We start from the raw sequence: 22818 nt of genomic DNA, 5'->3' as shown, positions 1-22818 counted from the left end.
TCATGGGATCAGTCCCTTACCGTCGATGGCCTTCTGCACCTGCTCGGTGAGGTCGTCGGCGGTGTGCTCGGGGTCTATGTCGGTGATTGGCGCCAGCGTGGCCGAAATACGCGTCGACACCGCTTGATAGACCGGCGTGGCAGGCCGGACCGCGGCGTTGGTGAGTTGGTCGCGGATGATCTCGTACTGCGGGTATTTCGACTGGAATGCCGGATCGCTGTACAGCGACGTCCGCACGGCCGGCAGACCGCCTTCCACCGACGTGAACCGTTGGTTCTCGACATTACGCAGGCACCGAATGGCCTCGAACGCCTCGGCTTTGTGCTGCGTCGTCCTCGCGACGGCGAGGTTCAAACCGCCGATGGTGACTTTGGCCTGCTCGCCCGGTCGCACACCGGGGTACGGGGCGAACCCGAACACCTTCTTGCTCGCCTCGAACGCGGCCTCGAACTGCTCGTCGGTCGGGGAGAACGTTCCGACGTCGTTGATGCTGTCGGCGAGCGCGGGGTCCTCGTTGAGGGGCAGGAACGACACGCCGCCTTTGACCGCGTTTTCGAGCAGTGACGGAAGCACATACGGCCAGTTCACCTCGAGCGCCGCGTTGCCTTGTTCGAGTGCCAGGCGTGCGGTGGTTTCATCTGTCTGGGTCACCGACGGGTCCGCGCCGGGTGCGGTGGCGACGTCTTTGATGATCTGCAGCGCCTTGACCGTGGCAGCCCGATGCTCGGGAGTGTCGGTCAGCGTGACGGTTTCACCGTCGTCGGAAAGCACCTGTCCGCCAGCACTTTCCAGCAGGGTGTTGAACCAGACGACCAGGCCCTCGTACTGCTTTCCTTGTACCGCAATCCAGCTCGGCTCACCCGCGGCGTGCAGCCGCGTCGCCTCGGCGACCATGGCGTCCCAGGTTGCCGGTGGCTGCGGTATGAGATCGGCGCGGTACCAGAGTAATTGGGTGTTGGTGGTGATCGGCGCGGCGTACAGCTTGCCCTGCCAGGTGGCGGTCTCCAGCGGACCGGGCAGCGTGTTGGCCGTCGCGTCGGCCTCGGCAAGACCGGCCGGATCGTCGGAAAGCGGCAATGCCCAACCGGCTTCGGCGAACTCGGCCGTCCACACGACGTCGAGCGCCATCACGTCGAGGGTCTTGTCGTTTCCGGTGAGCCGCCGCGCGAGCTGGAGTCGCTGCTCGTCGGCGCTCTTGGGCAAGCTGATCTGTTGGATGGTGAACCGGCCGCCGAGTTCTTCGTTGCACCGCTGTGCGACTGCGGTGAAGGTCTGCCCCTCGTTGGCCGGGGTGTAGTAGTTGATCACGATGCCGCGGCTGTCCGAACCGCAAGCCGTCAGCATTGACGCCGTCGTCAGTGCCGCGACCGCCGCAGCGCCTAGCCGCCGTGGGCCCATGCGCAAGTTCGGGGAGCGCACCACCCGCCTCCGTCCGCCTCCGATGTCGCCGCCGGAGCGACTCCGTCGGGAATGTCCCGCGCGCAAACCGTATTGCCACAACCACGTGGTTTGCAACACCTCAGGCGCGCGCGTCGTGCACCGTTACGCAATCTTGAGCGGGCGCAAACTTTCGACCGATCGCGACGTGTCCCGCAGCAAACACGCACCCTCGCGGCTAGAGGAGCAGCCGTCAGATGGTCAAGCGCGCCAGCAGATCCCGGCCGCGCTCGGCGTTCTGCGGATCGCACAGCACGTCGTAGCGACCGGCGACCAATTGCAGTGTCGAGCTGAAATCTCTTGTGCCGCGTGCCATCGCATACGGGATGGCCGAAGTGATGAGGCCGAAGAACACACCGGCGATCAGACCGGTGGCCAACGCACCCCACGGGCTGGGGCTGAAGAATCCCAGGATCAGGCCGATGAACAGGCCCAGCCAGGCGCCGGTCAGCACACCACCACCGAGCACCTTCGGCCACGTCAGCCTGCCGGTGACCCGCTCGACCTGCATGAGGTCCACGCCGACGATCGTCACCTGCTGTACCGGGAATTCCTGGTCGGACAGGTAGTCGACGGCGCGCTGGGCCTCGGCGTAGGTCGGGTACGAGCCGACCGGCCAGCCCTTCGGCGGGGTCGGCAGGCTGGCGGGGCCACGCCCGACACCGGCTGCGCCGGGCGTTGCGCCCGGGGTCTGTCCAGGCTGAAACGGACTGGTCATCGCTGCTCCATCTCCTCTTTTCGCGCCCGATCGCACTGTCGCATTCACCAGGATCAACGCTGCGAGAGCCGCGATCGTGCCCGGCGGGTGCGCTAGGTTGACAGCATGACAAATCCCGGCGACGACGCGAGACAAACGTCATCATCCGACGCCGCCAGCGGTGCGTCGGAACCGACTTCCAGCGGCTCAGAAGCGCCATCGATCGAGCAGTCCACGGACCAGGCCGCAGCGCAGAGCCAGGGCGGGCAGACCGAGGGCGGACAGGCTTCCGCACCGTACGAAATGCCGGGGCAACCCGGCTACAGCCCGCCGGCCTACGGCGCACCATACGAGACTCCGTCCGGTTACCCGCCGAGCTATCCCCCGCCGTCCGGTTACCCGCCGCCGCCCCAAGGTGGCTACCCGCCCCCGTCGGGCGGCTACCCCCCGCCGTCAGGCGGCTATCCGCCGTACTCCGACCCGTCCACCTTCGGGCAGGCGTATCCGCCGCCGCCCTACGGCGCAGCTCCGTACGGTGGCTCGCCCTACGGCGCACCCGGCGGGTACGGCGCGACCGGCTATGCCGGCGGCTACGGCCTGCCACCACAGGACAAGACGAACGGGATGGCCATCGGCTCGCTGGTGGCCTCGCTGGTCGGCATTCTGTGCGGCATCGGCGCCATCATCGGCATCGTGCTGGGCATCGTCGCGCTCAACCAGATCAAGGAAACCGGTGAGGGCGGCCGCGGGTTGGCCATCGCGGGCATCGCCGTCGGCGCAGCGACGTTTCTCTTCAACGTCATCCTGGCCATCGCCATGCTGGGCACTTGAGCGCTGAGCCGTAGCGTCACTCCGTCGGGCGGAACGGCTCCCCCTGGCGTTGCATGCCTGCAGCGCGGCCCTTTCCGGCGATCACCAAGGCCATTTTCCGGCTCGCCTCGTCGATCATCTCGTCGCCCAGCATGACGGCTCCCCTGGCCCCGCCCGCGCGCGAGGTGTGCCACTCGTAGGCCTCGAGGATCAACTCGGCGTGGTCGAAGTCCGCCTGCCGCGGGCTGAAAATCTCGTTGCCCGCGGCGATCTGGTCGGGGTGCAGCACCCATTTGCCGTCGTAGCCCAGCGCGGCGGAGCGACCGGCAACCCGGCGGAAGCCATCGACGTCGCGGATCTTCAGATACGGGCCGTCGATGGCGAGCACGCCGTGGGTCCGCGCGGCGATGAGGATTCGCATCAGCACGTGGTGGTGCGCATCGCCGACGTCGTAACCCTCCGGTTGCTCACCGACCTCCAGCGTGCGCATGTTCAGGCTGGCCGCCATGTCGGCGGGTCCGAGCACCAGCGCCTGCACCCGCGGCGCGGCGGCGATCTCGTCAATGTTGGTGAGCCCCTGCGCATTCTCGATCTGCGCCTCGATCCCGATGCCGCCGACCGGCAGTCCATGGGTGGTCTCGAGTTGGTTCAGCAACAGGTGCAGTGCGTGGATATGAGAAGCGTCGGTGACCTTGGGCAGGACCACGATGTCCAGCGCCGCGTCCGGTGACGAAGCAACCGTCGACACCACCTCGATGATGTCGGCGTACGTCCAGGGCGTTGTCCAGTCGTTGACCCGCACACCGCGCAGTTGACCGGCCCAGCCCGGCTCGGCCAGCGCGGTCGCCACCCGGGTACGGGCCTCGGCCTTGGCGTCCGGCGCGACCGCGTCCTCGAGATCGAGGAACACCTCGTCGGCGGCCAGGGATTTCGCTTTCTCGACCATCTTCGCGCTGCTCCCGGGAACGGAAAGCACCGTTCGGCGGGGTCGATACCGGTTTTCCACAACAACACTCTCTACCCTTTGAGTCATGGCGGCGGTGAACAGGGTCTATGCGGCCCGACTCGCGGGAATGGTGGTGTTGGGCCCCGATGGGGAGTCCATCGGCCGAGTCCGCGATGTCGTGATCAGCATCAGTCTCGTGCGCCAGCAGCCCCGGGTGCTCGGCTTGGTCGTCGAAATGCTCACGCGGCGAAGGATTTTCGTACCGATTCTGCGGGTGACGTCGATCGAACCCGGTGCCGTGACGCTTGCCACCGGCAGTGTGTCGCTTCGCCGGTTCGCGCAGCGTCCCGGAGAGGTGCTGGTGCTGGGGCAGGTCATCGAAACACGCGTGCGCGTCGACGATCCCGACCTGCCGCAGCTGGCGAACCTCGACGTGATCGTGGTGGACCTCGGCATCGAGCAGACGCGCACCCGCGACTGGATGGTCACCAAGGTGGCGGTGCGCTCGCATCGACGGCTGGGCCGGCGAAGCAACATGCACGTCGTCGACTGGCAGCACGTGCATGGCCTGACGCCGTCCGGTCTGGCGATGCCCGATCAGGGCGTGGCGCAACTGCTCGAGCAGTTCGAGGGCCAGCGGGCGGTCGAGGTCGCCGAGGCCATCCGGGAACTGCCGGCCAAGCGCCGCTATGAGGTGGTCAACGCCCTGGACGACGAGCGGCTGGCCGACGTGCTCCAGGAGCTGCCCGAAGACGACCAGACCGATGTCCTCAAGCGGCTGACCGCCGACCGGGCCGCCGACGTGCTCGAGGCGATGGACCCCGACGACGCCGCCGACCTGCTGGGGTCGATGACGCCGGTGGATGCCGAGCAGTTCCTGCGGCGGATGGATCCCGAGGACTCCGAGGACGTGCGGCGGCTGCTGTCGCACTCCCCCGACACCGCCGGCGGGCTGATGACGTCCGAGCCGGTGGTGCTGGCCCCCGACACTACGGTCGCCGAGGCGCTGGCCCGCGTCCGCGACCCCGACCTGACCCCGGCGCTGGCGTCGCTGGTGTTCGTGGCGCGCCCCCCGACGGCCACGCCGACCGGCCACTACCTCGGTTGCGTGCACCTGCAACGGCTGCTGCGTGAGCCGCCCGCCGATCTGGTCAGTGGGATCATCGACACCGATCTGCCGAATCTCGACCCGGAGGACTCCCTGGCGGCGGTGACCCGCTACTTCGCCGCCTACAACCTGGTCTGCGGGCCGGTGGTCGACGAGCAGAACCACCTGTTGGGCGCCGTGTCGGTCGATGACGTGCTCGACCATCTGCTGCCCCACGACTGGCGGGAGACCGAAGAGCCGGAGCTCACCGGCGCCGAGGGGGCCACATGACCGACCGCGGCCGACTCGACACGCCGCTGGCGTCGCGGCGGCGGTTCTCCTTCAACGTCGATCCCGAGGCGGTCGGGAACTTCAGCGAGTCCATTGCCCGGTTCCTGGGCACCGGGCGGTACCTGGCGTGGCAGACGATCATCGTGATCGTCTGGATCTTGCTGAACCTGTTCGCCGTCGGCCTGCGCTGGGACCCGTATCCGTTCATCCTGCTCAACCTGGCGTTCTCCACTCAGGCGGCGTACGCGGCGCCGCTGATCCTGCTGGCGCAAAACCGCCAGGAAAACCGGGACCGGGTCTCGCTCGAAGAGGACCGCAGGCGCGCGCTGCAGACCAAGTCCGACACCGAGTACCTGGCCCGCGAACTGGCGGCGTTGCGATTGGCCGTCGGCGAGGTCGTGACCCGCGACTACCTGCGGCGGGAGCTCGAGGAGATGCGCGAGATGCTGGCCCAGTTGCAGCCTCCGGCGCCCGATGCGGCTGACGACGGTGCCGGCCGGCCCGAAGCGGGTGACCGGCGGGCCAAGAAGTCGAGTGCGGGCAGCTAACACCATTGCTCAACGCGCGCGGAGCCGAGTAGGTATGGTGACTTGGTTCACAAGCGATCGCAGACCAAGGACGGTTGAGTGCACATAAGGGGAGGAGCCGCCCTCAGGGCCGTGCGGCGCCGAGCGGGGGGCGTGGTGACCGCTTCGGGCCCCCGACTGCGGAAGCTGGCGTCCGCCAACCGCATGCGCGCGGGCCTCGGCGTCGCGATCATCACCCCCGTCGTCCTGGCCGGCAGTGTCGGCGCATCCGCCCCGTCGCCGCGCACACCGTTCAGCGATGCCGCGGTGACCCCGCTGGCCGCCGTCGAACCGTCGCCCGGCAATAGATCCGGGGCGTCGGTGGTCGCGGTGACCAAGGCGCCCTCGGCTTTCCACATCGCCGCCTCGACAGTGGCGGCTCCCCCGCCCGCCGCAATAGTCAATTCCCCTGGTGCTCTTGGCATTCCGGCGATGGCCCTGTCGGCTTACCGCAACGCCGAACGGATGATGGCCGCGGCCTATCCGGCCTGCGGAGTGAGCTGGAACCTGCTGGCCGGGATCGGCCGCATCGAGTCGATGCACGCCAACGGCGGCGCCACCGATGCCCGCGGTACCGCGATCCGGCCGATCTTCGGACCCGCGCTGGACGGCACGCTGCCCGGCAACGAGGTCATCGTGCAAAGCCGCACGGCCGATCGCATCACCTACGCCCGCGCCATGGGCCCCATGCAGTTCCTGCCCGGCACCTGGTCGCGCTACGCCTCCGACGGCGACGGCGACGGCAAGGCCGAAGTGCAGAACCTCTTCGACGCGAGCCTGGCCGCGGCCCGCTACCTGTGCAGCGGCAACCTGAACCTGCGCGACCAGTCCCATGTGATGTCGGCGATCCTGCGCTACAACAACTCGGTGGCTTACGCCCGCAATGTGCTGGGCTGGGCGGCCGCCTATGCAACCGGTGTGGTGCCGATGGACCTGCCACCGATCACCGGCTCGGTTCCCACGCTGGGTGAGACCGGCGACGACGTGCATCTCACCGAACTCCACGAGTACGAGGGTCTCGGCCCCGGCCTGCCGATCAACGCGCTCGGCCTGCCCGCGAACGACCCGATGGCGCTGATGCCGCTGCTCGAACGCGATTCGGTCGCCAGCCAGATCGGTGCGCCCGGCCAGCGGCTCGGCCCGCTGCCCGGACCCATGCCGCAGGGACCGGCCGCGCCACTGGCTCCGCCGCAACCGCCGCCGTGGACGCCGCCGTGGATGCAGCCACCGCCGCGACCCGAGTGCGCGGTGTTCTGCATCGAGGACAACCCGGCACCGCCGCTGCAGCCGGCGCTCGCCGGGCCGCCGGTTGCCCAGCCGTTGGTCCCGCCCGGCCCGGCTCCACTGGCGCCACAGGCAGCGCCGAATCCGATGGCGCCTGCGCCGGGCCCCGCACCGGCCGCCGCCCCGCCGGCACCCGCACAGGCCCCGGCACCGGGACCTCAGCCGGGACCGGCGCCCGGACCGGTCGGTTAAAGACCGCCGTCGAGTCGGCCTAGACTCGACGGTGATGTCTCAATCACCCCCTGACTTGGAAGCCGCGGTTCGTCGCGCGCTCGCCAAGGTGATCGACCCCGAGCTGCGGCGGCCGATCACCGAACTGGGCATGGTCAAAAACGTCACGGTCGAGCCCGACAGCGCGGTCCATGTCGAGGTGTATCTGACGACTGCCGCGTGCCCGAAGAAGACCGAGATCTCCGATCAGGTCAGCCGCGCAGTCGCCGACGTCCCCGGCACCGGCGCCGTCCGGGTCAGCCTCGACGTGATGAACGACGAACAACGCACCGAATTGCGCAAGCAACTACGCGGCGATGCGCGTGAGCCGGTCATCCCGTTCGCCCAACCCGGCTCGTTGACCCGGGTCTATGCGGTGGCGTCCGGCAAGGGCGGCGTGGGCAAGTCCAGCGTGACGGTGAACCTGGCGGCGGCGATGGCCGCGCGTGGGGTGTCGGTCGGCGTCCTGGACGCCGATATCTACGGGCATTCCGTCCCGCGCATGATGGGCACCACCGATCGGCCCGTTCAGGTCGAGTCGATGATCGTGCCGCCGGTCGCCCACGACGTGCGTGTCATTTCCATCGCCATGTTCACCCAGGGCAACACCCCGGTGGTGTGGCGCGGGCCGATGCTGCACCGGGCACTGCAGCAGTTCCTCGCCGATGTGTACTGGGGCGATCTGGATGTGCTGCTGCTCGACCTGCCGCCGGGCACGGGCGACGTCGCGATCTCGGTGGCCCAGTTGATCCCGGGCGCGGAGATCCTGGTGGTGACGACGCCGCAGCTGGCCGCCGCCGAGGTGGCCGAGCGGGCCGGAGCGATCGCGCTGCAGACCCGTCAGCGCATCGTCGGCGTGGTGGAGAACATGTCCGGGCTGCTGCTGCCCGACGGTACGACCATGCAGATCTTCGGCGAGGGTGGCGGCAGGCAGGTCGCCGAGCGGCTGTCGCGCGCGGTCGGAGCCGACGTGCCGTTGCTGGGCCAGGTGCCGCTCGACCCGGCGCTGGTGACAGCCGGCGACTCCGGTGTTCCGCTGGTGCTGTCGGCGCCGGACTCGGCCGCGGGCAAGGAGTTGCGCAGCGTCGCCGATGCCCTTTCCAGCCGCAGGCGCGGGCTGGCCGGCATGTCGCTGGGGCTGGACCCTGCCGGCCGATAACGGTTCCGGTCTCGAGCATCGAAGTAGGTCACACCATGTCGGGCCGGGCGTTAAAGTGCTGATCGTGGGTAGGAGGTTGTTAGCCAACGGGCGCGGCAAGTTGCTGGCCTTGGCGACCTCGATCGCGGTTTCGGCCGCGTTGTTCTACGCCCAGACCGCAGAGCCACCGAAACCGAATGCCGCCGCAGCGCCGGTCGAGAGTCAGGAAGCTGCCCCTGTCGGTGCGCCGCCGCGGGTACCCCGTCTCACCGAAGCCGAGTTGATGGCAGCCAGCGCTCCGGTCGCCAGCACGGCGACCCGGTTCGCGTTGCCGGCCGGCGTCGCGCCCGAAGACGGGCTGCAGGTCAACACGATCCGGGTGGCCCGCGCCATCAGCGTGTTGTTCCCGGAGGTCACTACGATCGGCGGACACCGCCAGGACCCGCTGCCGTGGCATCCCAACGGCTTGGCGATCGACGTGATGATCCCGAACCACGGCAGCGAGGAGGGCATCGCGCTCGGCAACCAGATCGCCGGGTACGCGTTGGCGAATGCGAAACGCTGGGGCGTGATCCACGTGATCTGGCGCCAGGGCTTCTACCCCGGCGTCGGCGCCCCGAGTTGGACGGCGGACTACGGAAACGAGACCGCCAACCACTTCGACCACATCCACATCGCCACCAACGGCGGCGGATACCCCACCGGGGACGAGCAGTACTTCATCTGAGCCCGCGGCCGCGGAGCTAGGTCGCGTCGCTGTCGAACGGTGTCGCGGATGTTTCCGGCTGGCCCGGTGCGGCAGGCGGTATCTGGGGAGTCGGCGCGTGCGGGCTGACCGGTTTGTCGTCCGGTTTGTCGTCCACGGAACGGTCGAACTTTCCGGTGAACAGGGAGTCGTCGCCGTCGAGCAGATGCTTGGTGAGTGCCGCGCGCGGGCTCATGCCGCGCAGTTTGTTGAGCTCGCTCAGCGGCTCACGCAGGTCCTCGAACTCGGGTCCGAGGTCGTCGCGCAGTTGGCTGGTGGCGCCGCTGATGTAGTCGCGGGCCTGCCGCAGCGCACCCGACGTCCAGCGAATCGCACCGGGCAGTCGCTCCGGCCCGAGGATCACCAGACCGGCGATCACCAGGATCAGCATCTCGCCCCAGCCGAGGTTGGCGAACATCGGTTAAGCGGTGTTGTCGGGACCCGGGTTGACGGTCAACGTCACCCGACGACCGTCGCGCATCACCTCGATCGGCGCGTCCTGGCCGATCTTCAGCTGACGCACCGCGACGACGAATTCGTCGGCGTCGGCCACGGTGCGATCGCCGACCTTGACCACGACGTCGTTCTCCAGGATGCCCGCCTTCTCCGCGGGGCTGCCGGCTTTGACGTTGGCCACCTGCGCACCCGAAGCGATGTCGTTGCTGACCGAACGCGCGGTCAGGCCAAGCGTCGGGTGGGCGATCTTGCCGTCGCGGATCAGCGAGTCGACGACCGCCTTGACCTCGTTGACCGGGATAGCGAACCCGAGACCACTGGCGCTTTCCGAAAGCGATTTGCCCGCGGTGTTGATGCCGATCACGTTGCCGTTCATGTCGATCAGCGGGCCGCCGGAGTTGCCGTGGTTGATCGGCGCGTCGGTCTGCAGGCCGTCGATCACCGTGTCGGTGTCCGAGCCGTCGCCGGACAGCGGCACCGGGCGGTGCAAGGCGCTGATGATGCCCGCGGTGACGGTGCTGCGCAAGCCCAGCGGGGCGCCCGCGGCGATCACCTCGTCGCCGACGCGCAGCTTGTCCGAGTCACCCATCTGCGCGACGGTCAGGTTGTCGACATTGTCGACCTTCAGCACGGCGAGGTCGGTCTTGGGATCGCGGCCGACGAGGTTGGCGGGCACTTCCTTGCCGTCGTTGAAGACGATTTTCATCTTGTACTTGCTCGGGTTGTTCGCCGCCTCGGAGATCACGTGGTTGTTGGTCACGATGTAACCGCGGCCGTCGATGACGACGCCGGAGCCCTGCGAGCCTTCCTGATCGCTGGTCGCCTCCACGGTGACAACCGAATCGGCAACCGCTGCAGCGACTTTGGCGATCCGTCCTTCGGGTGGCGGGCCGCTGTCGGAGGTGTTGAGCGTGACCTTCGACGTGGTGAACGCCTCGACCACCTCGGCGGTCTTGCGGCCCACCCAGCCGCCGGCGAAGCCGATCACCAGTGCGACGATCGCGAGCACGGCCAACGCGACGTAGGACACCCGGCCGCCGAACAACACGTCGCGCACGCCCAGCTTGCCGGTCATCGCGTTCCCCGGAGCGCGCGGCGGCTCGTGCACCGCCGGGGCGCCGAGGGCCGCCGGAGCGGACGGATCACGCCATGGATCGGCGAGCTCATCGGGCTCCTGCGCCTCGCGTTCGGCATCGAGCGCGCCCGCGTCGGCCGGATGGCGCTGCAGTGAGTCACCGCCGGCATACGGCCTGCCGAACGCCTCGGCCAACACCGGGTCGGGCGGCTGGTCCGTCGGGGTGAACTCGCCTTGGTCGCGGTACTTCTCCAGGCCCACGAACGAACCTCGAACCCCGTCGGGCCTGCCGAATGCGCGTTGCGCCGACGGGTCGACGGGCGGACGGGAGACAGGACGCGGCTCCAAGCGCTCACGCCCGGTCTGGTCGAGATTGGTCACCCGTATATCACCCTCTGTGAAGGCGCCCGCAATCGCCGGCGCAGAACCCTGCTCGTCTTCGCATTTACCCTACCGGCGCTTACGCCGTGGACGCTCTGCACTGTCAGCAAACTGTGACCGCTGCGTCTCGACGGGCGGCTCCGGCGGAGCATGGTGCGGGATCTCGGACAACAGGCCGAGCAGCGAGCTCGGCACGACGATGGGTCGCGAATCCCGCAACGCCGCGCGGGCCTGCCGCTGGGCGTCGACCTCGGCTGCGCACTGGGGGCACAGCGACAAGTGGTGGGCCGCACGCAGATGTGGAGTCAGCCGCAGTTCGCCGTCCACGAAGGCGGCGATGGCCTCGGTGGACAGGTGCTCGGTGGAGCCGAACTGCCGCGGCCCGACCGGCGCGTCACTCTGGGAGGCGAACTGAGTGGGCAACCATGAGAAGGCGCGGCGGAACACGTGTCCCGGCTCGACCATCGCCCAGCTCCTCTCGCGTCGTGTCACGGTGCTCACTCGAATGTAGCGCGGCGCGGGGTCCGGAACGCCGCGAACCTCAGGCCGTCTGGGCCGAGATTTCGCTGTGGGTGGCCAGATAGTCGCGAAGTGCCTGCCGACCGCGGTGGATACGGCTGCGCACCGTACCCAACTTGACGTCGAGCGTCGCGCCGATCTCCTCGTAGGACAATCCCTCGATGTCGCAGAGCACGACCGCGGCGCGGAACTCCGGCGGCAGTGAGTCCAGCGCGGCCTGCAGATCGGGGCCGAGCCGCGAGTCGTGATAGATCTGCTCGGGGTTCGGGTCGTCGGCGGGGACGCGGTCATAGTCCTCGGGCAGCGCCTCCATGCGGATGCGGCCGCGCCTGCGCACCATGTCGAGGAACAGGTTCGTGGTGATGCGGTGCAGCCAGCCTTCGAACGTGCCGGGCTGATAGTTCTGCAACGACCGGAACACCCTGATGAACGTTTCCTGGGTGAGGTCCTCGGCGTCGTGCTGGTTGCCCGCCAGGCGGTAGGCCAGCCGGTACACCCGATCGGCGTGCTGGCGCACCAGTTCGTCCCACGACGGCATCGTCGCTTTGTCACCGGTGGCGTCGAACACCGCGGTGCCGGTCAGTTCATCCGAGGGCTCAACCCACTCCCCATCCGCGAACTGCTCGAGGTGGGCCATGGAAACCGGAGCCGTCTTGATGGTGGTCGTCAGATCCTCCTGGTCACAGCCGCCATCACGGCGCGGCGGCTCGTTATTGGCGGCAACGTGGAGACCCACATAGGTATTCCCGTGTTCCTGCCCTGAAAGCCAGCGTTCGCCGTTTTCCATGGGACATACCGTCGCCGACCGTTCCGTGCTTGGCATATGAGCAAACTGAACATTTCCTGAGAATGCTTCTCTACCCACTTTCGACCTGCACGAATCCCACAAATTCGGCTCGATCCGGCGTTCGGCAACGGGCGTGTCGCGATGCTGGCCGACGCCGGTTGGCTACGCTGCGGGAATGGCCGGCACCGACGACGTCATCGGACCGCACAGCCGTGCCGACGCCATCGTCTCTCATGCCGAGCAGTCCATCTCAGAGGACGCCATCGTCGCTGCCGCCCGGGAACGCGCCCTCGACATCGGGGCGGGCGCCGTGTCCCCCGCGGTGGGCGCGTTGCTGTGCGTGTTCGCCAAGTTGACCGCCGCCAGGGCCGTCGTCGAGGTCGGCACCGGCGCAGGGGTCAGCGGCCTGTGGCTGCTGTCGGGCATGCGCGAGGACGGCGTGCTGACCACAATCGATGTCGAACCCGAACACCAGCGCATCGCCAAGCAGGCGTTCACTGAAGCCGGTATCGGGCCGGGACGAAGCCGGTTGATCAGCGGCCGCGCCCAGGAGGTGTTGACCCGCCTCGCCGACGAGTCCTACGACCTGGTGTTCGTCGACGCCGATCCGGTGGACCAGCCGCAGTTCGTCGCCGAAGGCGTCCGGTTGCTGCGCCCGGGCGGGGCGATCGTCCTGCACCGCGCGGCGCTGGGCGGGCGCGCCGGTGACGCCACGGCCAACGATGCCGAGGTCATGGCGGTGCGGGAGGCTGCTCGGCTGATCGCCGAGGACGAGCGGCTCACCCCGGTGCTGGTGCCGCTGGGCGACGGCCTGCTCGCGGCCGCCCGCGACTGAGCACTCCTCGCCGAGCACACGTGACCTGCCCCTTTTCGGGGTGCTTCTTGGGCAATCTGCGGCTGATGGCGCCACCCCCTTGACCGCTGGCTGAACGCGCGTTTAATCTACTGAACATGCGTTCAGCTTCGAACGACCGAACGGCGGTGGCGAGGATCCGCGACGCCGCGATCGAGCAGTGGGGCGAGCAGGGGTTCAACGTCGGACTGCGGGCGGTCGCCGAGGCCGCCGGGGTGTCGGCCGCGCTGGTCATTCACCACTTCGGCTCCAAGCAACGCCTGCGCAAGGCCTGTGACGACTACGTCGCTGAAGTGATCCGCGAGGCCAAGTCGGAGTCGCTGCAGAGCGGCGATCCGGCGACCTGGCTCGCGCAGATGTCCGAGATCGAGTCGTACGCGCCGCTGATGGCGTATCTGGTGCGCAGCATGCAGTCGGGCAGCGAGCTCTCGAACACCTTCTGGCAACAGATGATCGGCAACGCGGAGCAGTACCTGGATGAGGGCGTGCGCTCCGGTCTGCTCAAGCCGAGCCGTGACCCCCGGGCCAGAGCCCGCTTCCTGTCGATGTCGAGCGGCGGCAGCTTCCTGCTGTATCTGCAACTGCACCCCTCCACCGATCTGCGCGAGGTGCTTCGCGACTACGGCGAGGAGATGATGCTGCCCGCGCTCGAGCTCTACACCGAAGGGCTGATGACGGACTCGAAGATGTACGACGCGTTCCTCGAGCAGCGCAAAAAAGGTATCCCGTTCAGCACACCCCGAGAAGGAGACGGCGATGACGGCTCAACCAGCCAAGCCCCTGCAGCGGGTTGACGCCGGCGGTGGTCCGGCAGTCGAAATCCGCGGCTTGTCAAAATCGTTCGGCCGAACCAAGGCGCTCGACGGGTTGGATCTGACCGTCGCACCGGGTCAGATCACCGGGTTTCTCGGACCGAACGGCGCGGGCAAGTCGACCACGATCCGCGTGCTGCTCGGACTGCTGCGGGCAGACCGGGGCGCGGTGCGGCTGCTCGGCGGCGATCCGTGGCACGACGCGGTGGAGTTGCATCGCCGTATCGCCTATGTCCCCGGCGATGTGACGCTGTGGCCCAACCTGACCGGCCTGCAAGCGATCGACTTTCTGGTCCGCCTCCGCGGCAACGGAGTCGACACGACCCGCCGGGATCAGCTGATCGACCGCTTCGAACTCGACCCGCACAAGAAGGCGCGCACCTACTCCAAGGGCAACCGGCAGAAGGTCGCCATCGTCGCCGCGTTCTCGACCAACGCCGAACTCTACATTCTCGACGAGCCGACATCCGGCCTGGACCCGTTGATGGAGAAGGCATTTCAACAGTGTGTCGGTGAAGTCGCCGACCGCGGTGCCGCGGTGCTGCTGTCCAGCCACATCCTGGCCGAGGTCGAAAAGCTCTGTGACAGCGTGACGATCATCCGCGCAGGGCGCACAGTGCGGGCCGGCGCCCTCGACGAGCTGCGCCACCTGATGCGCACGACCGTGACTTTGCGCACCCGCCACGACGGCCAGCGGCTGCGCGGCGCACCCTTCGTCCACGACTTCGCGGTCAGGGACGGCCATTACGTCTTCTCGGTCGACCGCAACGACCTCGACCACGCGATGGCCTTCGTCAGCGATCTGGGGATCATCGACCTGACGGTCACGCCGGCCTCGCTGGAGGACTTGTTCCTGCGTGAGTATCAGGGGGTCGATCGATGACTGCCACGGTCGACGCACCGACCACGACGCGGCACGGCACGGCAAGCGGCGCGTGGACCGGAACCGCCAAGCTGCTGCGACTCGCGTTGCACCGCGACCGGGTCCGGCTCGGTGTCTGGATAGCGGTGCTGACGTCGCTGATGGTTTACGCGCCGGGCGCGATAAAGCTGGCCTACCCCGAAGAGGCGCAACGCCTGGCCCGGGTCGACCTGATGAAGACGCCCGCAGGGATCATGATGGGCGGGCCGATGTTCGGCAGCAACGAGACCGACCTCGGCGCGATGATGGCCAACGAGCTGATGCTGACGTTGATCGTCGCGACGTCGATTCTCGCCATTCTCACCGTCATTCGTCATACGCGCGCCGAGGAGGAAAGCGGCGCAGCGGAGTTGGTGTTGTCGTCGGTCGTCGGCCGGTACGCCCGCACCGCAGCCGCGCTGATCCTCGTCGGCGCGGTCAACGCCGTGCTGGCGGTGACGATGACTCTGGCGATGGCGGCCACCGGCTTTGGGCTCGTCGACACCGCGGCGATGTGCCTCGGTGTCACCGGGGTGGCCATGGTGTTCGGCGCGGTGGCTGCCGTCACCGCACAGCTGTGGCGACAAGCGCGCACCGCGACCGGCGCAGCGATGGCGACGCTGGCGGTCGCTGCCCTGGTGCGCGGCATCGGTGACGTCATCGACAACTCGGGCAGCGTGCTGAGTTGGTTCTCCCCGGTTGCATGGGCGCAACAGATGCGCTCCTTCGTCGATCTGCGGTGGTGGCCGTTCGCCCTACTGGTCGCATTGACCGTGGCCCTGATGGCGCTGACCGCCGTGCTGGAGAGCAGACGCCAGTACGACGACGGCACCCTGCCGTCCACCGGCGAGCGCCCCGACGCCCGTCCGATCACGGGCGTGCTGGCCCTGCACCTGACGCTGCAACGCGGCCAGACCGTCGGCTGGACGATCGGACTGTTCCTGGGCGGACTTGCATTCGGGTCGATGACGAAGTCGCTGCTCGACGCGGCGGAAAACAACGAGATGATCCAGCGGGTCATCGCCCAGCAGGGCACCGACAGCGTCCACACCACCATGACGCAGTTCCTCGCGGCGGCGGCGAGCGCGTACGTCGTCGGCGCGGTGCTGCGGGTGTACGCAGACGAGGTCAAAGGGTTCGGCGAGGCGGTGTTGGCCGGCTCGGTGTCGCGGTGGCACTGGCTGTCGACGGCCGTCGGCTCGGCGCTGCTGGGCTCGACCGTGCTGATGGTGGCCGCCGGTCTCGGCAACGGGCTGGGCGCGGGCATCACGGTCGGTGAACCGGCCACCGTGCTGCGGCTGACCCTGGCCGGGTTGGCCTTCGTGCCCGCCATGGCGGTGATGGCAGGGATCGCCGCCCTCGCCGTCGCAGTGCGGCGACCCTGGATCGGCTGGCTGGCGGTGGCGTTCGTCGTCGTCTCGCTGTATCTCGGAGCGCTGTTGCGCTTGCCGCAGTGGCTGATCGACCTCTCGCCGGTCGGGCGCACCACCGCGCCGATGGACTACCCGGTCACCGCGCTGGCCGTGATGGTCGTCGTCGCAGGGGCCCTGATGTTGATCGCGGGCGCGTTGTACCGCCGGCGCGACGTGGTCTGAGGACTAGGAGGAACCGTGAAGGTCGCTCTTCAACTACTGGCGTCGACGCTCGGGGCAATCCTGTTCATGGGTGTGGTGCTGTTCTTGCCCGCAGGGACGTTCGACTATTGGCAGGCATGGGTTTTCATCGCCGTTTTCCTCGTCGGCACCATGGTGCCGACCGTGTACCTGGCGGTGAAGTATCCCGAAGCCTTACAGCGTCGCATGACATCAGGGCCCTGGGCGGAGACCCGGCCGGCGCAAAAGCTGATCACGGTCGGCATCATCGTGTCGGTTGTCGCCGTCGGGGTCCTCAGTGCCCTTGACTATCGCTTCGGTTGGTCGACGGTGCCGACTGCGGTTGTCGTGATCGGCAACGTACTGGTATTGGCGGGCCTGGGCTTGTCCGAGCTGGTGGTGATCCAGAACAACTATGCCGCAGCGACGATCACCGTCGAGGATGAGCAACCGGTCGTGTCGACGGGTCTGTACGGCGTTGTGCGGCATCCGATGTACGCCGGGGCGCTGATCATGACGTTGGGCATGCCACTTGCCCTGGGCTCGTACTGGAGCTTGCTCATGGTGATTCCGGGCGCCCTCGTCTTCGCAGCCCGCATCATCGACGAGGAGAAGGCGTTGCGAGAGGAACTCCACGGGTACAGCGAGTACACCGAGAAAGTGCACTACCGCCTGGTGCCGGGGGTGTGGTGACGATGAAAACCACTGTCCAGGCAATAGTTACGTCTCTTGCCGGCTTCATCGTGTTCGGCCTCCTGGTGTTCGGCCCTGCGGGTACGTTCGACTACTGGCGCGGTTGGGCGTTCATTGCGGTGTTCGCCACGGCCACCCTGATACCGAGCGGCTATCTGGCAAAACGGAATCCGGAGGCGCTGCGCCGTCGTATGCAAGCGGGCCCGCAAGCTGAGACACGACCCCTGCAGAAACTCATCATCGCCATCGCCTTCATCTCGATGGCCGCCATGATCGCGGTGAGCGCGCTGGACTTCCGCTTCGGATGGTCGTCGGTGCCCGCCGTCGTTTCGGTGGCCGGACTTGTCCTCGTCGCAAGCGGGCTCACCATCGCGATGCTGGTGACCATTCAGAATGGTTATGCCGCAGCAAATGTCACCGTCGAGTCGGGTCAACAGCTGTCATCCACCGGCTGGTATGGATTCGTCCGGCACCCGATGTACTTCGGCAATGTGATCCTGATGGCCGGCGTGCCGCTCGCGCTGGGCTCCTGGTGGGGTTTGGTGTTCGTCCCCGTCGGCCTCGCGATCCTCGTACTTCGAATCGGCGACGAGGAGGCTCTACTCAAACGAGACCTGGCCGGCTACCGCGAGTACATGCAGAAGGTGCGCTACCGTTTGGTGCCCTACGTCTGGTGAAGTTTGGTGGTCCGCCCGGCGCAAGCGGAAGCACCGGCTCATAATGCCGCTGTGGAACTGCTGACCGGGCTGGGACTGGCGACAGCCGCGGGACTCAACGCCTACATCCCGCTGCTGGCGCTCGGCCTGCTGTCCCGGTTCACCGACCTCGTCACGCTGCCGAGTGGCTGGGCCTGGCTCGAGAACGGCTGGGTGATGGCGATCGTCGCGGTGTTGCTGGTGATCGAGATCGTCGCCGACAAGATCCCGGCCCTCGACAGTGTCAACGACGCCATCCAGACCTTCGTGCGACCGACGGCGGGCGGCATCGTGTTCGGATCCGGCACCGCCGCACAGACCTCGGCGGTCGCCGACCCCGGCGCGTTCGCGCAGTCCGGGCAGTGGATACCGGTGGCAATCGGGGTCGTCGTGGCCCTGGTCGTGTCGCTGACGAAATCCGCGGTGCGACCCGCCGCCAACGTCGCGACAGCGGGTGCCGCCGCGCCGGTGCTCAGTACCGTCGAGGACGGCGTGAGCGTCGGCCTGGTCTTTCTGGCAATCGTGCTGCCGGTGCTGGTGTTGGTGGCCGTGGCGCTGCTCGTGTGGGCGGCGGTCCGGCTGGTGCGGCGACGACGGCGCAACACCGCAGCAAGTTGATTTCGCTTATGTGAGCGTGGTGACGTAATGGCCGCCGGAGAAGATGTCGATGTAGCTGTTGCCGCTGATGTCCTTGTAGGCGCAGGTGGACACCGTCCCCCTTTTTGTGTAGGACCCGCCGGCGGCCTTGCATTCGCTCTTGATGGTCTTGTCCGAGAGCTTCTCGGCGTGCGCGGCCGGGGCGGTCGTGCTCATCAGCGCGCCGACGGCGATGGCGCCGGCGGCGATGGCGGCCGTAATGCTGGTGCGTCTCATCGTGCTGTCTCCTGTGTTCGTGGCCTCGTTGGCCGTGGTGATCGAACCAGGGTGAAACACAACCGCATAGCGCATAACGGGGCCGAGACCCAAGGCTGTTGCTGCGTCGTAGGGGTTGCCTGGCAGGCGGCGGTTAGGGGCCTAGGGGCTAGATCCAGACGCCCTTGCCGACCGCGACCACTCCCCCGGCGCTGATCGCGAACCGTTCGCGATCCTTGTCCAGATCCACCCCGACCATTTCGCCCGGGCCGACGACGACGTTCTTGTCGAGGATCGCGTGGCGCACCACCGCGCCACGGCCGATCCGGGCGCCGGGCATGATCACGCTGCCTTCGACGATCGCTCCGTCATCGACGACGACGTTCGACGACAACACCGAATTACGCACGGACGCCGCCGAAACGATGCTGCCCGCGCCCACCACCGACTCCTGCGCGGAGCCGCCGTTGACGAACTTCGCCGGCGCGAGCATCTCCGACTCGCCGCGGATGGGCCAGCGCTTGTTGTAGAGGTTGAACACCGGGTGCACCGACACCAGGTCCATGTGTGCGTCGTAGAACGCGTCAAGGGTTCCGACGTCGCGCCAGTAGCCATGATCGCGTTCGGTCGCGCCGGGCACCTCGTTGTTGCTGAAGTCGTACACCGCCGCCATCCCATCGGCGACCAGACGCGGGATGATGTCGCCGCCCATGTCGTGGTCCGAGTGGTCGTCGTCGGCGTCGGCGCGGATCGCGTCGATGAGCACCTTGGTGGTGAAGATGTAGTTGCCCATCGACACGAACGTCTGCTCGGGATCGTCGGGCGTGCCCGGCGGGTCGGCCGGCTTCTCGATGAATCCGCGGATGCGCCCGGACTCGTCGGAGTCGATGCAGCCGAACGCGGTGGCCTCCGCGCGAGGCACCCGGATACCCGCGACCGTCGCGCCCGCGCCGCTCTCGATGTGGAACTGGACCATCTGCTCGGGGTCCATGCGGTAGACGTGGTCGGCGCCGAACACCACGATGTAGTCCGGGTCCTCGTCGTAGATGAGGTTCAGCGACTGATAAATCGCGTCGGCGGAGCCGGTGTACCACCGCGGCCCGAGCCGCTGCTGAGCGGGCACGGGCGTGATGTATTCGCCGGCGAGCCCCGAAAGCCGCCAATTCTGCGAGATGTGCCGGTCGAGCGAATGCGACTTGTATTGCGTCAGCACGCAGATGCGCAGATATCGCGCGTTGACCAGATTCGACAGCACGAAATCGATGAGCCGGTAGGCGCCGCCGAAGGGAACAGCGGGCTTGGCCCGATCCGCGGTCAACGGGTAGAGCCGCTTGCCCTCACCGCCGGCCAGGACGATGCCCAGCACGTGTGGCAATTCCCTCATCCCTCAAACCTATCGGCCGGTTGTGTCCGGGGCCAGGCATTGGTGCGCTGAGTCAGTCACTCGCGGGCTCGGCACAAGCCTGCGGTGGCCCGCCCCCGTAACTATCGTCTAGGACCATGCGGGTGGCGATGATGACCCGGGAGTATCCACCCGAGGTTTACGGCGGCGCGGGGGTGCACGTCACCGAGTTGGTCGCTCAGCTGCGCCACCTCTGCGAGGTCGACGTGCACTGCATGGGCGCCCCGCGCCCCGACGCGATCGTTGCGCAACCCGACCCGGCGCTGCTGGGCGCCAACGCCGCGTTGACCATGCTCTCGGCGGACCTGAACATGGTCAACGCCGCGGCCCAGGCGCACGTCGTGCATTCGCACACCTGGTACACCGGGCTGGCAGGACATCTCGCCGGCTTGCTCTACGGCATCCCGCACGTGCTGACCGCCCATTCGCTGGAGCCGATGCGGCCGTGGAAGGCCGAACAGCTCGGGGGCGGCTATCGGGTGTCGTCGTGGGTGGAGAAGACGGCCGTTGAGGCCGCCGACGCAGTGATCGCAGTCAGCTCCGGCATGCGCGACGATGTGTTGCGTACCTATCCCGCACTGGATCCGAACCGGGTCCATGTGGTGCGCAACGGAATCGATACCGAGGTCTGGTATCCCGCGCCGCCGGAACCGGGCGAGTCGGTGCTGGCCGAGCTCGGGGTCGACCCCACGCGCCCGATCGCGGCCTTCGTCGGGCGGATCACCAGACAGAAGGGCGTCGCGCATCTCATCGCTGCGGCACACGATTTCGCCCCCGACATCCAACTGGTGTTGTGCGCAGGAGCGCCCGACACCCCCGAGATCGCTGCCGAGGTGACCGCGGCTGTTGCCCAACTCTCGCGGGCCCGCGCTGGCGTCTACTGGGTGCGCGAGATGCTTCCGATCGTGAAGATTCGCGAAATACTAACCGCAGCAACAGTTTTCGTATGCCCTTCGGTCTATGAGCCGTTGGGCATCGTGAACCTCGAAGCGATGGCGTGCGCGACCGCGGTGGTGGCCTCCGATGTCGGCGGTATTCCGGAGGTGGTGGCCGACGGGAACACCGGGCGGCTGGTGCACTATGACCCGCTGGACCCGACGGGTTACGAGAGCCGGTTGGCCGCGACGGTCAACGAGCTGGTGGCCGACCCGCAGAAGGCGCGACAGTACGGCAGGGCCGGGCGGCAGCGTTGCATCGACGAGTTCTCCTGGGCGCACATCGCCGAGCAGACGCTGGAGATCTACCGCAAGGTGTCCGACAGCGAACTCACTAGCTTGTGACGTTCTTAAGCTCGTCCCCGAGCGCGGCGGCTTCGTCGGGAGTGAGCTCGACGACCAGTCGCCCGCCGCCTTCCAGTGGTACCCGCATCACGATGCCGCGCCCCTCCTTGGTTGCTTCCAGTGGACCGTCGCCGGTCCGGGGCTTCATCGCCGCCATCGAGTGCTCCCTCCACATGAGCCGGCCCACTGCGGGCTCGGTCGGGGCCGAGTCTGCCCACCCGTTTGACAGCTCCCGGCACTGAACTGCTACTGAACGCCCCTATTGTTCCCTATCGGCGGTGTTCGGTGTGCAAAGACCCGGCTATGGCCGTCTTCGGAGACGGCGGCGACGTCGCCGGCACCCAGCAGTCGGCAGTGTGGTCGTCGACCATTCCGGTGGCCTGCATCAAGGCGTAGGCGGTCGTCGGCCCGACGAAGCGGAACCCGCGACGCTTCAGTTCCTTGGCCATCGCGGTCGACTCCGGGGTGACCGCCGGAACGTCGGCGACGCCGGCGGGCCGCGCCCGGGGCGGCGGCGCGAACGACCACAACAACTCGGCGAGCTCGACCCCGGCATCGGCGAGGGCGGCGGCGGCCCGCGCGTTGGCGATGGTGGCCTCGATCTTTGCGCGGTTGCGCACGATCCCGGCGTCGGCCATCAACCGCGCGATGTCGCGTTCGGTATAGCGGGCGATGCGCTCGACGTCGAAGCCGTGAAAGGCGCGCCGGAAGTTCTCCCGCTTGCGCAGGATCACCAGCCACGACAGCCCGCTCTGGAACGCTTCGAGGCTGACCCGTTCGAACAGGGCGGCCGAGTCGCGCAGCGGTCGCCCCCACTCGGTGTCGTGATAGTCGCGATAGAGCACGAAATCGGCGGGCGCGAGCCGTGATTCGTCGATCCAGGCGCACCGGATGCGACCGTCGGATGCGGCGGCGAGCTCCGTCGCGGCGGTCATGATTCCGCCCCTTCCTCAGATGGCAGCGCGTGCGCGCCACCCTCGACGGGCTCGTCGTCATCGATGCCGTGGGTCGCCCGCAGCGTGGCGAGCTGGCCACGAAGCTGGTCGAGCTCCTGGCCCAACCGGTCGAGCACCCAGTCCACCTCGCTGGTCTTGTAGCCGCGCAGCGTCTGGGTGAACTTGACCGCGTCGACGTCGGCGCCCGTCACACCCGAGGCGGGCAACACCGTGGCGGTGGTGTCGCGCGGCAGGGGCGGCAGCGGTTCACCGCGGCCGAACAGCACGCTGCCCACGGCGAACAACACCACAGCGATCAGCACCAGCACGACCAGATACAGCAGAACCAGGGTCACGCTGTCGATACTGCCTCA

At 67.8% G+C, this 22818-nt stretch carries 26 protein-coding genes; 14 read left to right on the top strand and 12 right to left on the bottom strand.

From position 1 onward, the window contains the following. Together AU187_RS15920 and AU187_RS15915 are read right to left on the bottom strand one after the other, a co-directional pair. The gene (locus tag AU187_RS15920) at positions 1-1398 is read right to left on the bottom strand and encodes an ABC transporter substrate-binding protein (protein ID WP_059098385.1); all 1398 of its coding nucleotides are present in this window, start codon (positions 1396-1398) and stop codon (positions 1-3) included. Positions 1399-1630: 232 nt separating this feature from the next. After that, positions 1631-2155 carry a YflT domain-containing protein gene (locus AU187_RS15915; protein ID WP_059097855.1) on the bottom strand — a complete coding sequence of 175 codons (525 nt, stop codon included), beginning with the start codon at positions 2153-2155 and terminating at the stop codon, positions 1631-1633. 105 nt (positions 2156-2260) lie between these two features. Here AU187_RS15915 and AU187_RS15910 point away from each other — a divergent pair, with 105 nt between their 5' ends. Continuing rightward, positions 2261-2965 carry a DUF4190 domain-containing protein gene (locus tag AU187_RS15910; protein WP_082683838.1) on the top strand — a complete coding sequence of 235 codons (705 nt, stop codon included), beginning with the start codon at positions 2261-2263 and terminating at the stop codon, positions 2963-2965. A 16-nt stretch (positions 2966-2981) separates the two neighbouring features. On the opposite strand, the gene AU187_RS15905 is transcribed toward AU187_RS15910, so the two are convergent. Beyond that, positions 2982-3950 carry an HpcH/HpaI aldolase/citrate lyase family protein gene (locus AU187_RS15905; RefSeq protein WP_156425479.1) on the bottom strand — a complete coding sequence of 323 codons (969 nt, stop codon included), beginning with the start codon at positions 3948-3950 and terminating at the stop codon, positions 2982-2984. 25 nt (positions 3951-3975) lie between these two features. On the opposite strand from AU187_RS15905, the gene AU187_RS15900 reads away from it, so the two are divergent. From AU187_RS15900 to AU187_RS15880, 5 genes are all read left to right on the top strand, one after another. Next, complete coding sequence (locus AU187_RS15900; protein ID WP_059097856.1) at positions 3976-5268, top strand: magnesium transporter MgtE N-terminal domain-containing protein; 1293 nt, start codon at positions 3976-3978, stop codon at positions 5266-5268. After that, positions 5265-5816 (top strand): DUF1003 domain-containing protein, encoded by a 552-nt coding sequence (locus AU187_RS15895; RefSeq protein ID WP_059097857.1) that lies wholly within the window; start codon positions 5265-5267, stop codon positions 5814-5816. The genes AU187_RS15900 and AU187_RS15895 overlap by 4 nt, the downstream gene beginning before the upstream one ends. Positions 5817-5894: 78 nt before the next feature. Further along, positions 5895-7310, top strand: a complete 1416-nt coding sequence (locus tag AU187_RS15890; RefSeq protein ID WP_082683840.1) for a lytic transglycosylase domain-containing protein — start codon at positions 5895-5897, stop codon at positions 7308-7310. A 34-nt stretch (positions 7311-7344) separates the two neighbouring features. Then, positions 7345-8487, top strand: coding sequence for an Mrp/NBP35 family ATP-binding protein (locus AU187_RS15885; protein WP_059097858.1), 1143 nt, complete (start codon positions 7345-7347; stop codon positions 8485-8487). Then, positions 8420-9193 (top strand): VldE C-terminal domain-containing protein, encoded by a 774-nt coding sequence (locus AU187_RS15880; RefSeq protein WP_502687763.1) that lies wholly within the window; start codon positions 8420-8422, stop codon positions 9191-9193. The genes AU187_RS15885 and AU187_RS15880 overlap by 68 nt, the downstream gene beginning before the upstream one ends. Positions 9194-9209: 16 nt before the next feature. Here AU187_RS15880 and tatB read toward each other — a convergent pair whose 3' ends face one another. The 4 genes from tatB to sigE form a co-directional block, all read right to left on the bottom strand. Further along, the gene (tatB, locus tag AU187_RS15875; protein WP_059097859.1) at positions 9210-9629 is read right to left on the bottom strand and encodes a Sec-independent protein translocase protein TatB; all 420 of its coding nucleotides are present in this window, start codon (positions 9627-9629) and stop codon (positions 9210-9212) included. A 3-nt stretch (positions 9630-9632) separates the two neighbouring features. Beyond that, a complete protein-coding gene (gene htrA, locus AU187_RS15870; protein WP_059097860.1) occupies positions 9633-11123 on the bottom strand; it encodes a serine protease HtrA in 1491 nt (496 codons plus the stop codon). Positions 11124-11192: 69 nt separating this feature from the next. Continuing rightward, complete coding sequence (gene rseA / locus AU187_RS15865; protein ID WP_059097861.1) at positions 11193-11588, bottom strand: anti-sigma E factor RseA; 396 nt, start codon at positions 11586-11588, stop codon at positions 11193-11195. A gap of 76 nt (positions 11589-11664) precedes the next feature. Then, a complete protein-coding gene (gene sigE, locus AU187_RS15860; protein WP_059097862.1) occupies positions 11665-12429 on the bottom strand; it encodes an RNA polymerase sigma factor SigE in 765 nt (254 codons plus the stop codon). A 175-nt stretch (positions 12430-12604) separates the two neighbouring features. On the opposite strand from sigE, the gene AU187_RS15855 reads away from it, so the two are divergent. From AU187_RS15855 to AU187_RS15825, 7 genes are all read left to right on the top strand, one after another. Next, entirely contained in the window at positions 12605-13264 is a 660-nt protein-coding gene (locus AU187_RS15855; RefSeq protein WP_059097863.1) for an O-methyltransferase, read from the top strand. A gap of 116 nt (positions 13265-13380) precedes the next feature. After that, positions 13381-14076: a TetR/AcrR family transcriptional regulator gene (locus tag AU187_RS15850; protein WP_059097864.1), complete on the top strand. Its 696-nt coding sequence runs from the start codon at positions 13381-13383 to the stop codon at positions 14074-14076. Beyond that, positions 14039-14977, top strand: coding sequence for an ABC transporter ATP-binding protein (locus AU187_RS15845; protein ID WP_059097865.1), 939 nt, complete (start codon positions 14039-14041; stop codon positions 14975-14977). Before AU187_RS15850 ends, AU187_RS15845 begins: the two co-directional genes overlap by 38 nt. Then, entirely contained in the window at positions 14974-16590 is a 1617-nt protein-coding gene (locus tag AU187_RS15840) for an ABC transporter permease (RefSeq protein ID WP_059097866.1), read from the top strand. Before AU187_RS15845 ends, AU187_RS15840 begins: the two co-directional genes overlap by 4 nt. A 15-nt stretch (positions 16591-16605) precedes the next feature. Further along, a complete protein-coding gene (locus tag AU187_RS15835; RefSeq protein WP_059097867.1) occupies positions 16606-17280 on the top strand; it encodes a methyltransferase family protein in 675 nt (224 codons plus the stop codon). Between the two features lie 2 nt (positions 17281-17282). Beyond that, positions 17283-17957, top strand: a complete 675-nt coding sequence (locus AU187_RS15830; protein ID WP_059098390.1) for a methyltransferase family protein — start codon at positions 17283-17285, stop codon at positions 17955-17957. Between the two features lie 51 nt (positions 17958-18008). Further along, positions 18009-18593 (top strand): DUF4126 domain-containing protein, encoded by a 585-nt coding sequence (locus tag AU187_RS15825; RefSeq protein ID WP_059097868.1) that lies wholly within the window; start codon positions 18009-18011, stop codon positions 18591-18593. Between the two features lie 6 nt (positions 18594-18599). On the opposite strand, the gene AU187_RS15820 is transcribed toward AU187_RS15825, so the two are convergent. Both AU187_RS15820 and glgC read right to left on the bottom strand, forming a co-directional pair. Continuing rightward, positions 18600-18848, bottom strand: a complete 249-nt coding sequence (locus tag AU187_RS15820) for a hypothetical protein (protein ID WP_059098391.1) — start codon at positions 18846-18848, stop codon at positions 18600-18602. Positions 18849-18996: 148 nt separating this feature from the next. Then, positions 18997-20211: a glucose-1-phosphate adenylyltransferase gene (glgC, locus tag AU187_RS15815; protein WP_059097869.1), complete on the bottom strand. Its 1215-nt coding sequence runs from the start codon at positions 20209-20211 to the stop codon at positions 18997-18999. Between the two features lie 116 nt (positions 20212-20327). Here glgC and glgA point away from each other — a divergent pair, with 116 nt between their 5' ends. Next, positions 20328-21509 carry a glycogen synthase gene (gene glgA, locus AU187_RS15810; protein ID WP_059097870.1) on the top strand — a complete coding sequence of 394 codons (1182 nt, stop codon included), beginning with the start codon at positions 20328-20330 and terminating at the stop codon, positions 21507-21509. Here glgA and AU187_RS15805 read toward each other — a convergent pair. From AU187_RS15805 to AU187_RS15795, 3 genes are all read right to left on the bottom strand, one after another. Next, positions 21499-21666, bottom strand: coding sequence for a DUF3117 domain-containing protein (locus AU187_RS15805; protein WP_005059648.1), 168 nt, complete (start codon positions 21664-21666; stop codon positions 21499-21501). The two genes, glgA and AU187_RS15805, sit on opposite strands and share 11 nt — an antisense overlap. Before the next feature lie 112 nt (positions 21667-21778). Continuing rightward, positions 21779-22444, bottom strand: a complete 666-nt coding sequence (locus tag AU187_RS15800) for a DNA-3-methyladenine glycosylase I (RefSeq protein ID WP_059097872.1) — start codon at positions 22442-22444, stop codon at positions 21779-21781. Further along, positions 22441-22800: a DivIVA domain-containing protein gene (locus tag AU187_RS15795; protein WP_059097873.1), complete on the bottom strand. Its 360-nt coding sequence runs from the start codon at positions 22798-22800 to the stop codon at positions 22441-22443. Before AU187_RS15795 ends, AU187_RS15800 begins: the two co-directional genes overlap by 4 nt. Positions 22801-22818 lie beyond the last annotated feature (18 nt).

Source organism: Mycobacterium sp. IS-1556, from assembly GCF_001499985.1.
In the GTDB taxonomy this organism is placed as follows: Bacteria; Actinomycetota; Actinomycetes; order Mycobacteriales; family Mycobacteriaceae; genus Mycobacterium.
This window is presented reverse-complemented; position numbering and strand designations above follow the sequence as displayed.

Coding starts and splice junctions, on each gene's coding strand:
- glgC (WP_059097869.1), bottom strand. CDS start 20,211: ATGAGGGAATTGCCACACGTGCTGGGCATCGTCCTGGCCGGCGGTGAG.
- AU187_RS15880 (WP_502687763.1), top strand. CDS start 8,420: ATGCCCTTTCCAGCCGCAGGCGCGGGCTGGCCGGCATGTCGCTGGGGC.
- glgA (WP_059097870.1), top strand. CDS start 20,328: ATGCGGGTGGCGATGATGACCCGGGAGTATCCACCCGAGGTTTACGGC.
- AU187_RS15920 (WP_059098385.1), bottom strand. CDS start 1,398: ATGGGCCCACGGCGGCTAGGCGCTGCGGCGGTCGCGGCACTGACGACG.
- AU187_RS15915 (WP_059097855.1), bottom strand. CDS start 2,155: ATGACCAGTCCGTTTCAGCCTGGACAGACCCCGGGCGCAACGCCCGGC.
- sigE (WP_059097862.1), bottom strand. CDS start 12,429: ATGGAAAACGGCGAACGCTGGCTTTCAGGGCAGGAACACGGGAATACC.
- AU187_RS15855 (WP_059097863.1), top strand. CDS start 12,605: ATGGCCGGCACCGACGACGTCATCGGACCGCACAGCCGTGCCGACGCC.
- AU187_RS15845 (WP_059097865.1), top strand. CDS start 14,039: ATGACGGCTCAACCAGCCAAGCCCCTGCAGCGGGTTGACGCCGGCGGT.
- AU187_RS15910 (WP_082683838.1), top strand. CDS start 2,261: ATGACAAATCCCGGCGACGACGCGAGACAAACGTCATCATCCGACGCC.
- AU187_RS15885 (WP_059097858.1), top strand. CDS start 7,345: ATGTCTCAATCACCCCCTGACTTGGAAGCCGCGGTTCGTCGCGCGCTC.
- AU187_RS15840 (WP_059097866.1), top strand. CDS start 14,974: ATGACTGCCACGGTCGACGCACCGACCACGACGCGGCACGGCACGGCA.
- AU187_RS15900 (WP_059097856.1), top strand. CDS start 3,976: ATGGCGGCGGTGAACAGGGTCTATGCGGCCCGACTCGCGGGAATGGTG.
- AU187_RS15830 (WP_059098390.1), top strand. CDS start 17,283: ATGAAAACCACTGTCCAGGCAATAGTTACGTCTCTTGCCGGCTTCATC.
- AU187_RS15850 (WP_059097864.1), top strand. CDS start 13,381: ATGCGTTCAGCTTCGAACGACCGAACGGCGGTGGCGAGGATCCGCGAC.
- tatB (WP_059097859.1), bottom strand. CDS start 9,629: ATGTTCGCCAACCTCGGCTGGGGCGAGATGCTGATCCTGGTGATCGCC.
- AU187_RS15895 (WP_059097857.1), top strand. CDS start 5,265: ATGACCGACCGCGGCCGACTCGACACGCCGCTGGCGTCGCGGCGGCGG.
- AU187_RS15805 (WP_005059648.1), bottom strand. CDS start 21,666: ATGGCGGCGATGAAGCCCCGGACCGGCGACGGTCCACTGGAAGCAACC.
- AU187_RS15820 (WP_059098391.1), bottom strand. CDS start 18,848: ATGAGACGCACCAGCATTACGGCCGCCATCGCCGCCGGCGCCATCGCC.
- AU187_RS15800 (WP_059097872.1), bottom strand. CDS start 22,444: ATGACCGCCGCGACGGAGCTCGCCGCCGCATCCGACGGTCGCATCCGG.
- rseA (WP_059097861.1), bottom strand. CDS start 11,588: ATGGTCGAGCCGGGACACGTGTTCCGCCGCGCCTTCTCATGGTTGCCC.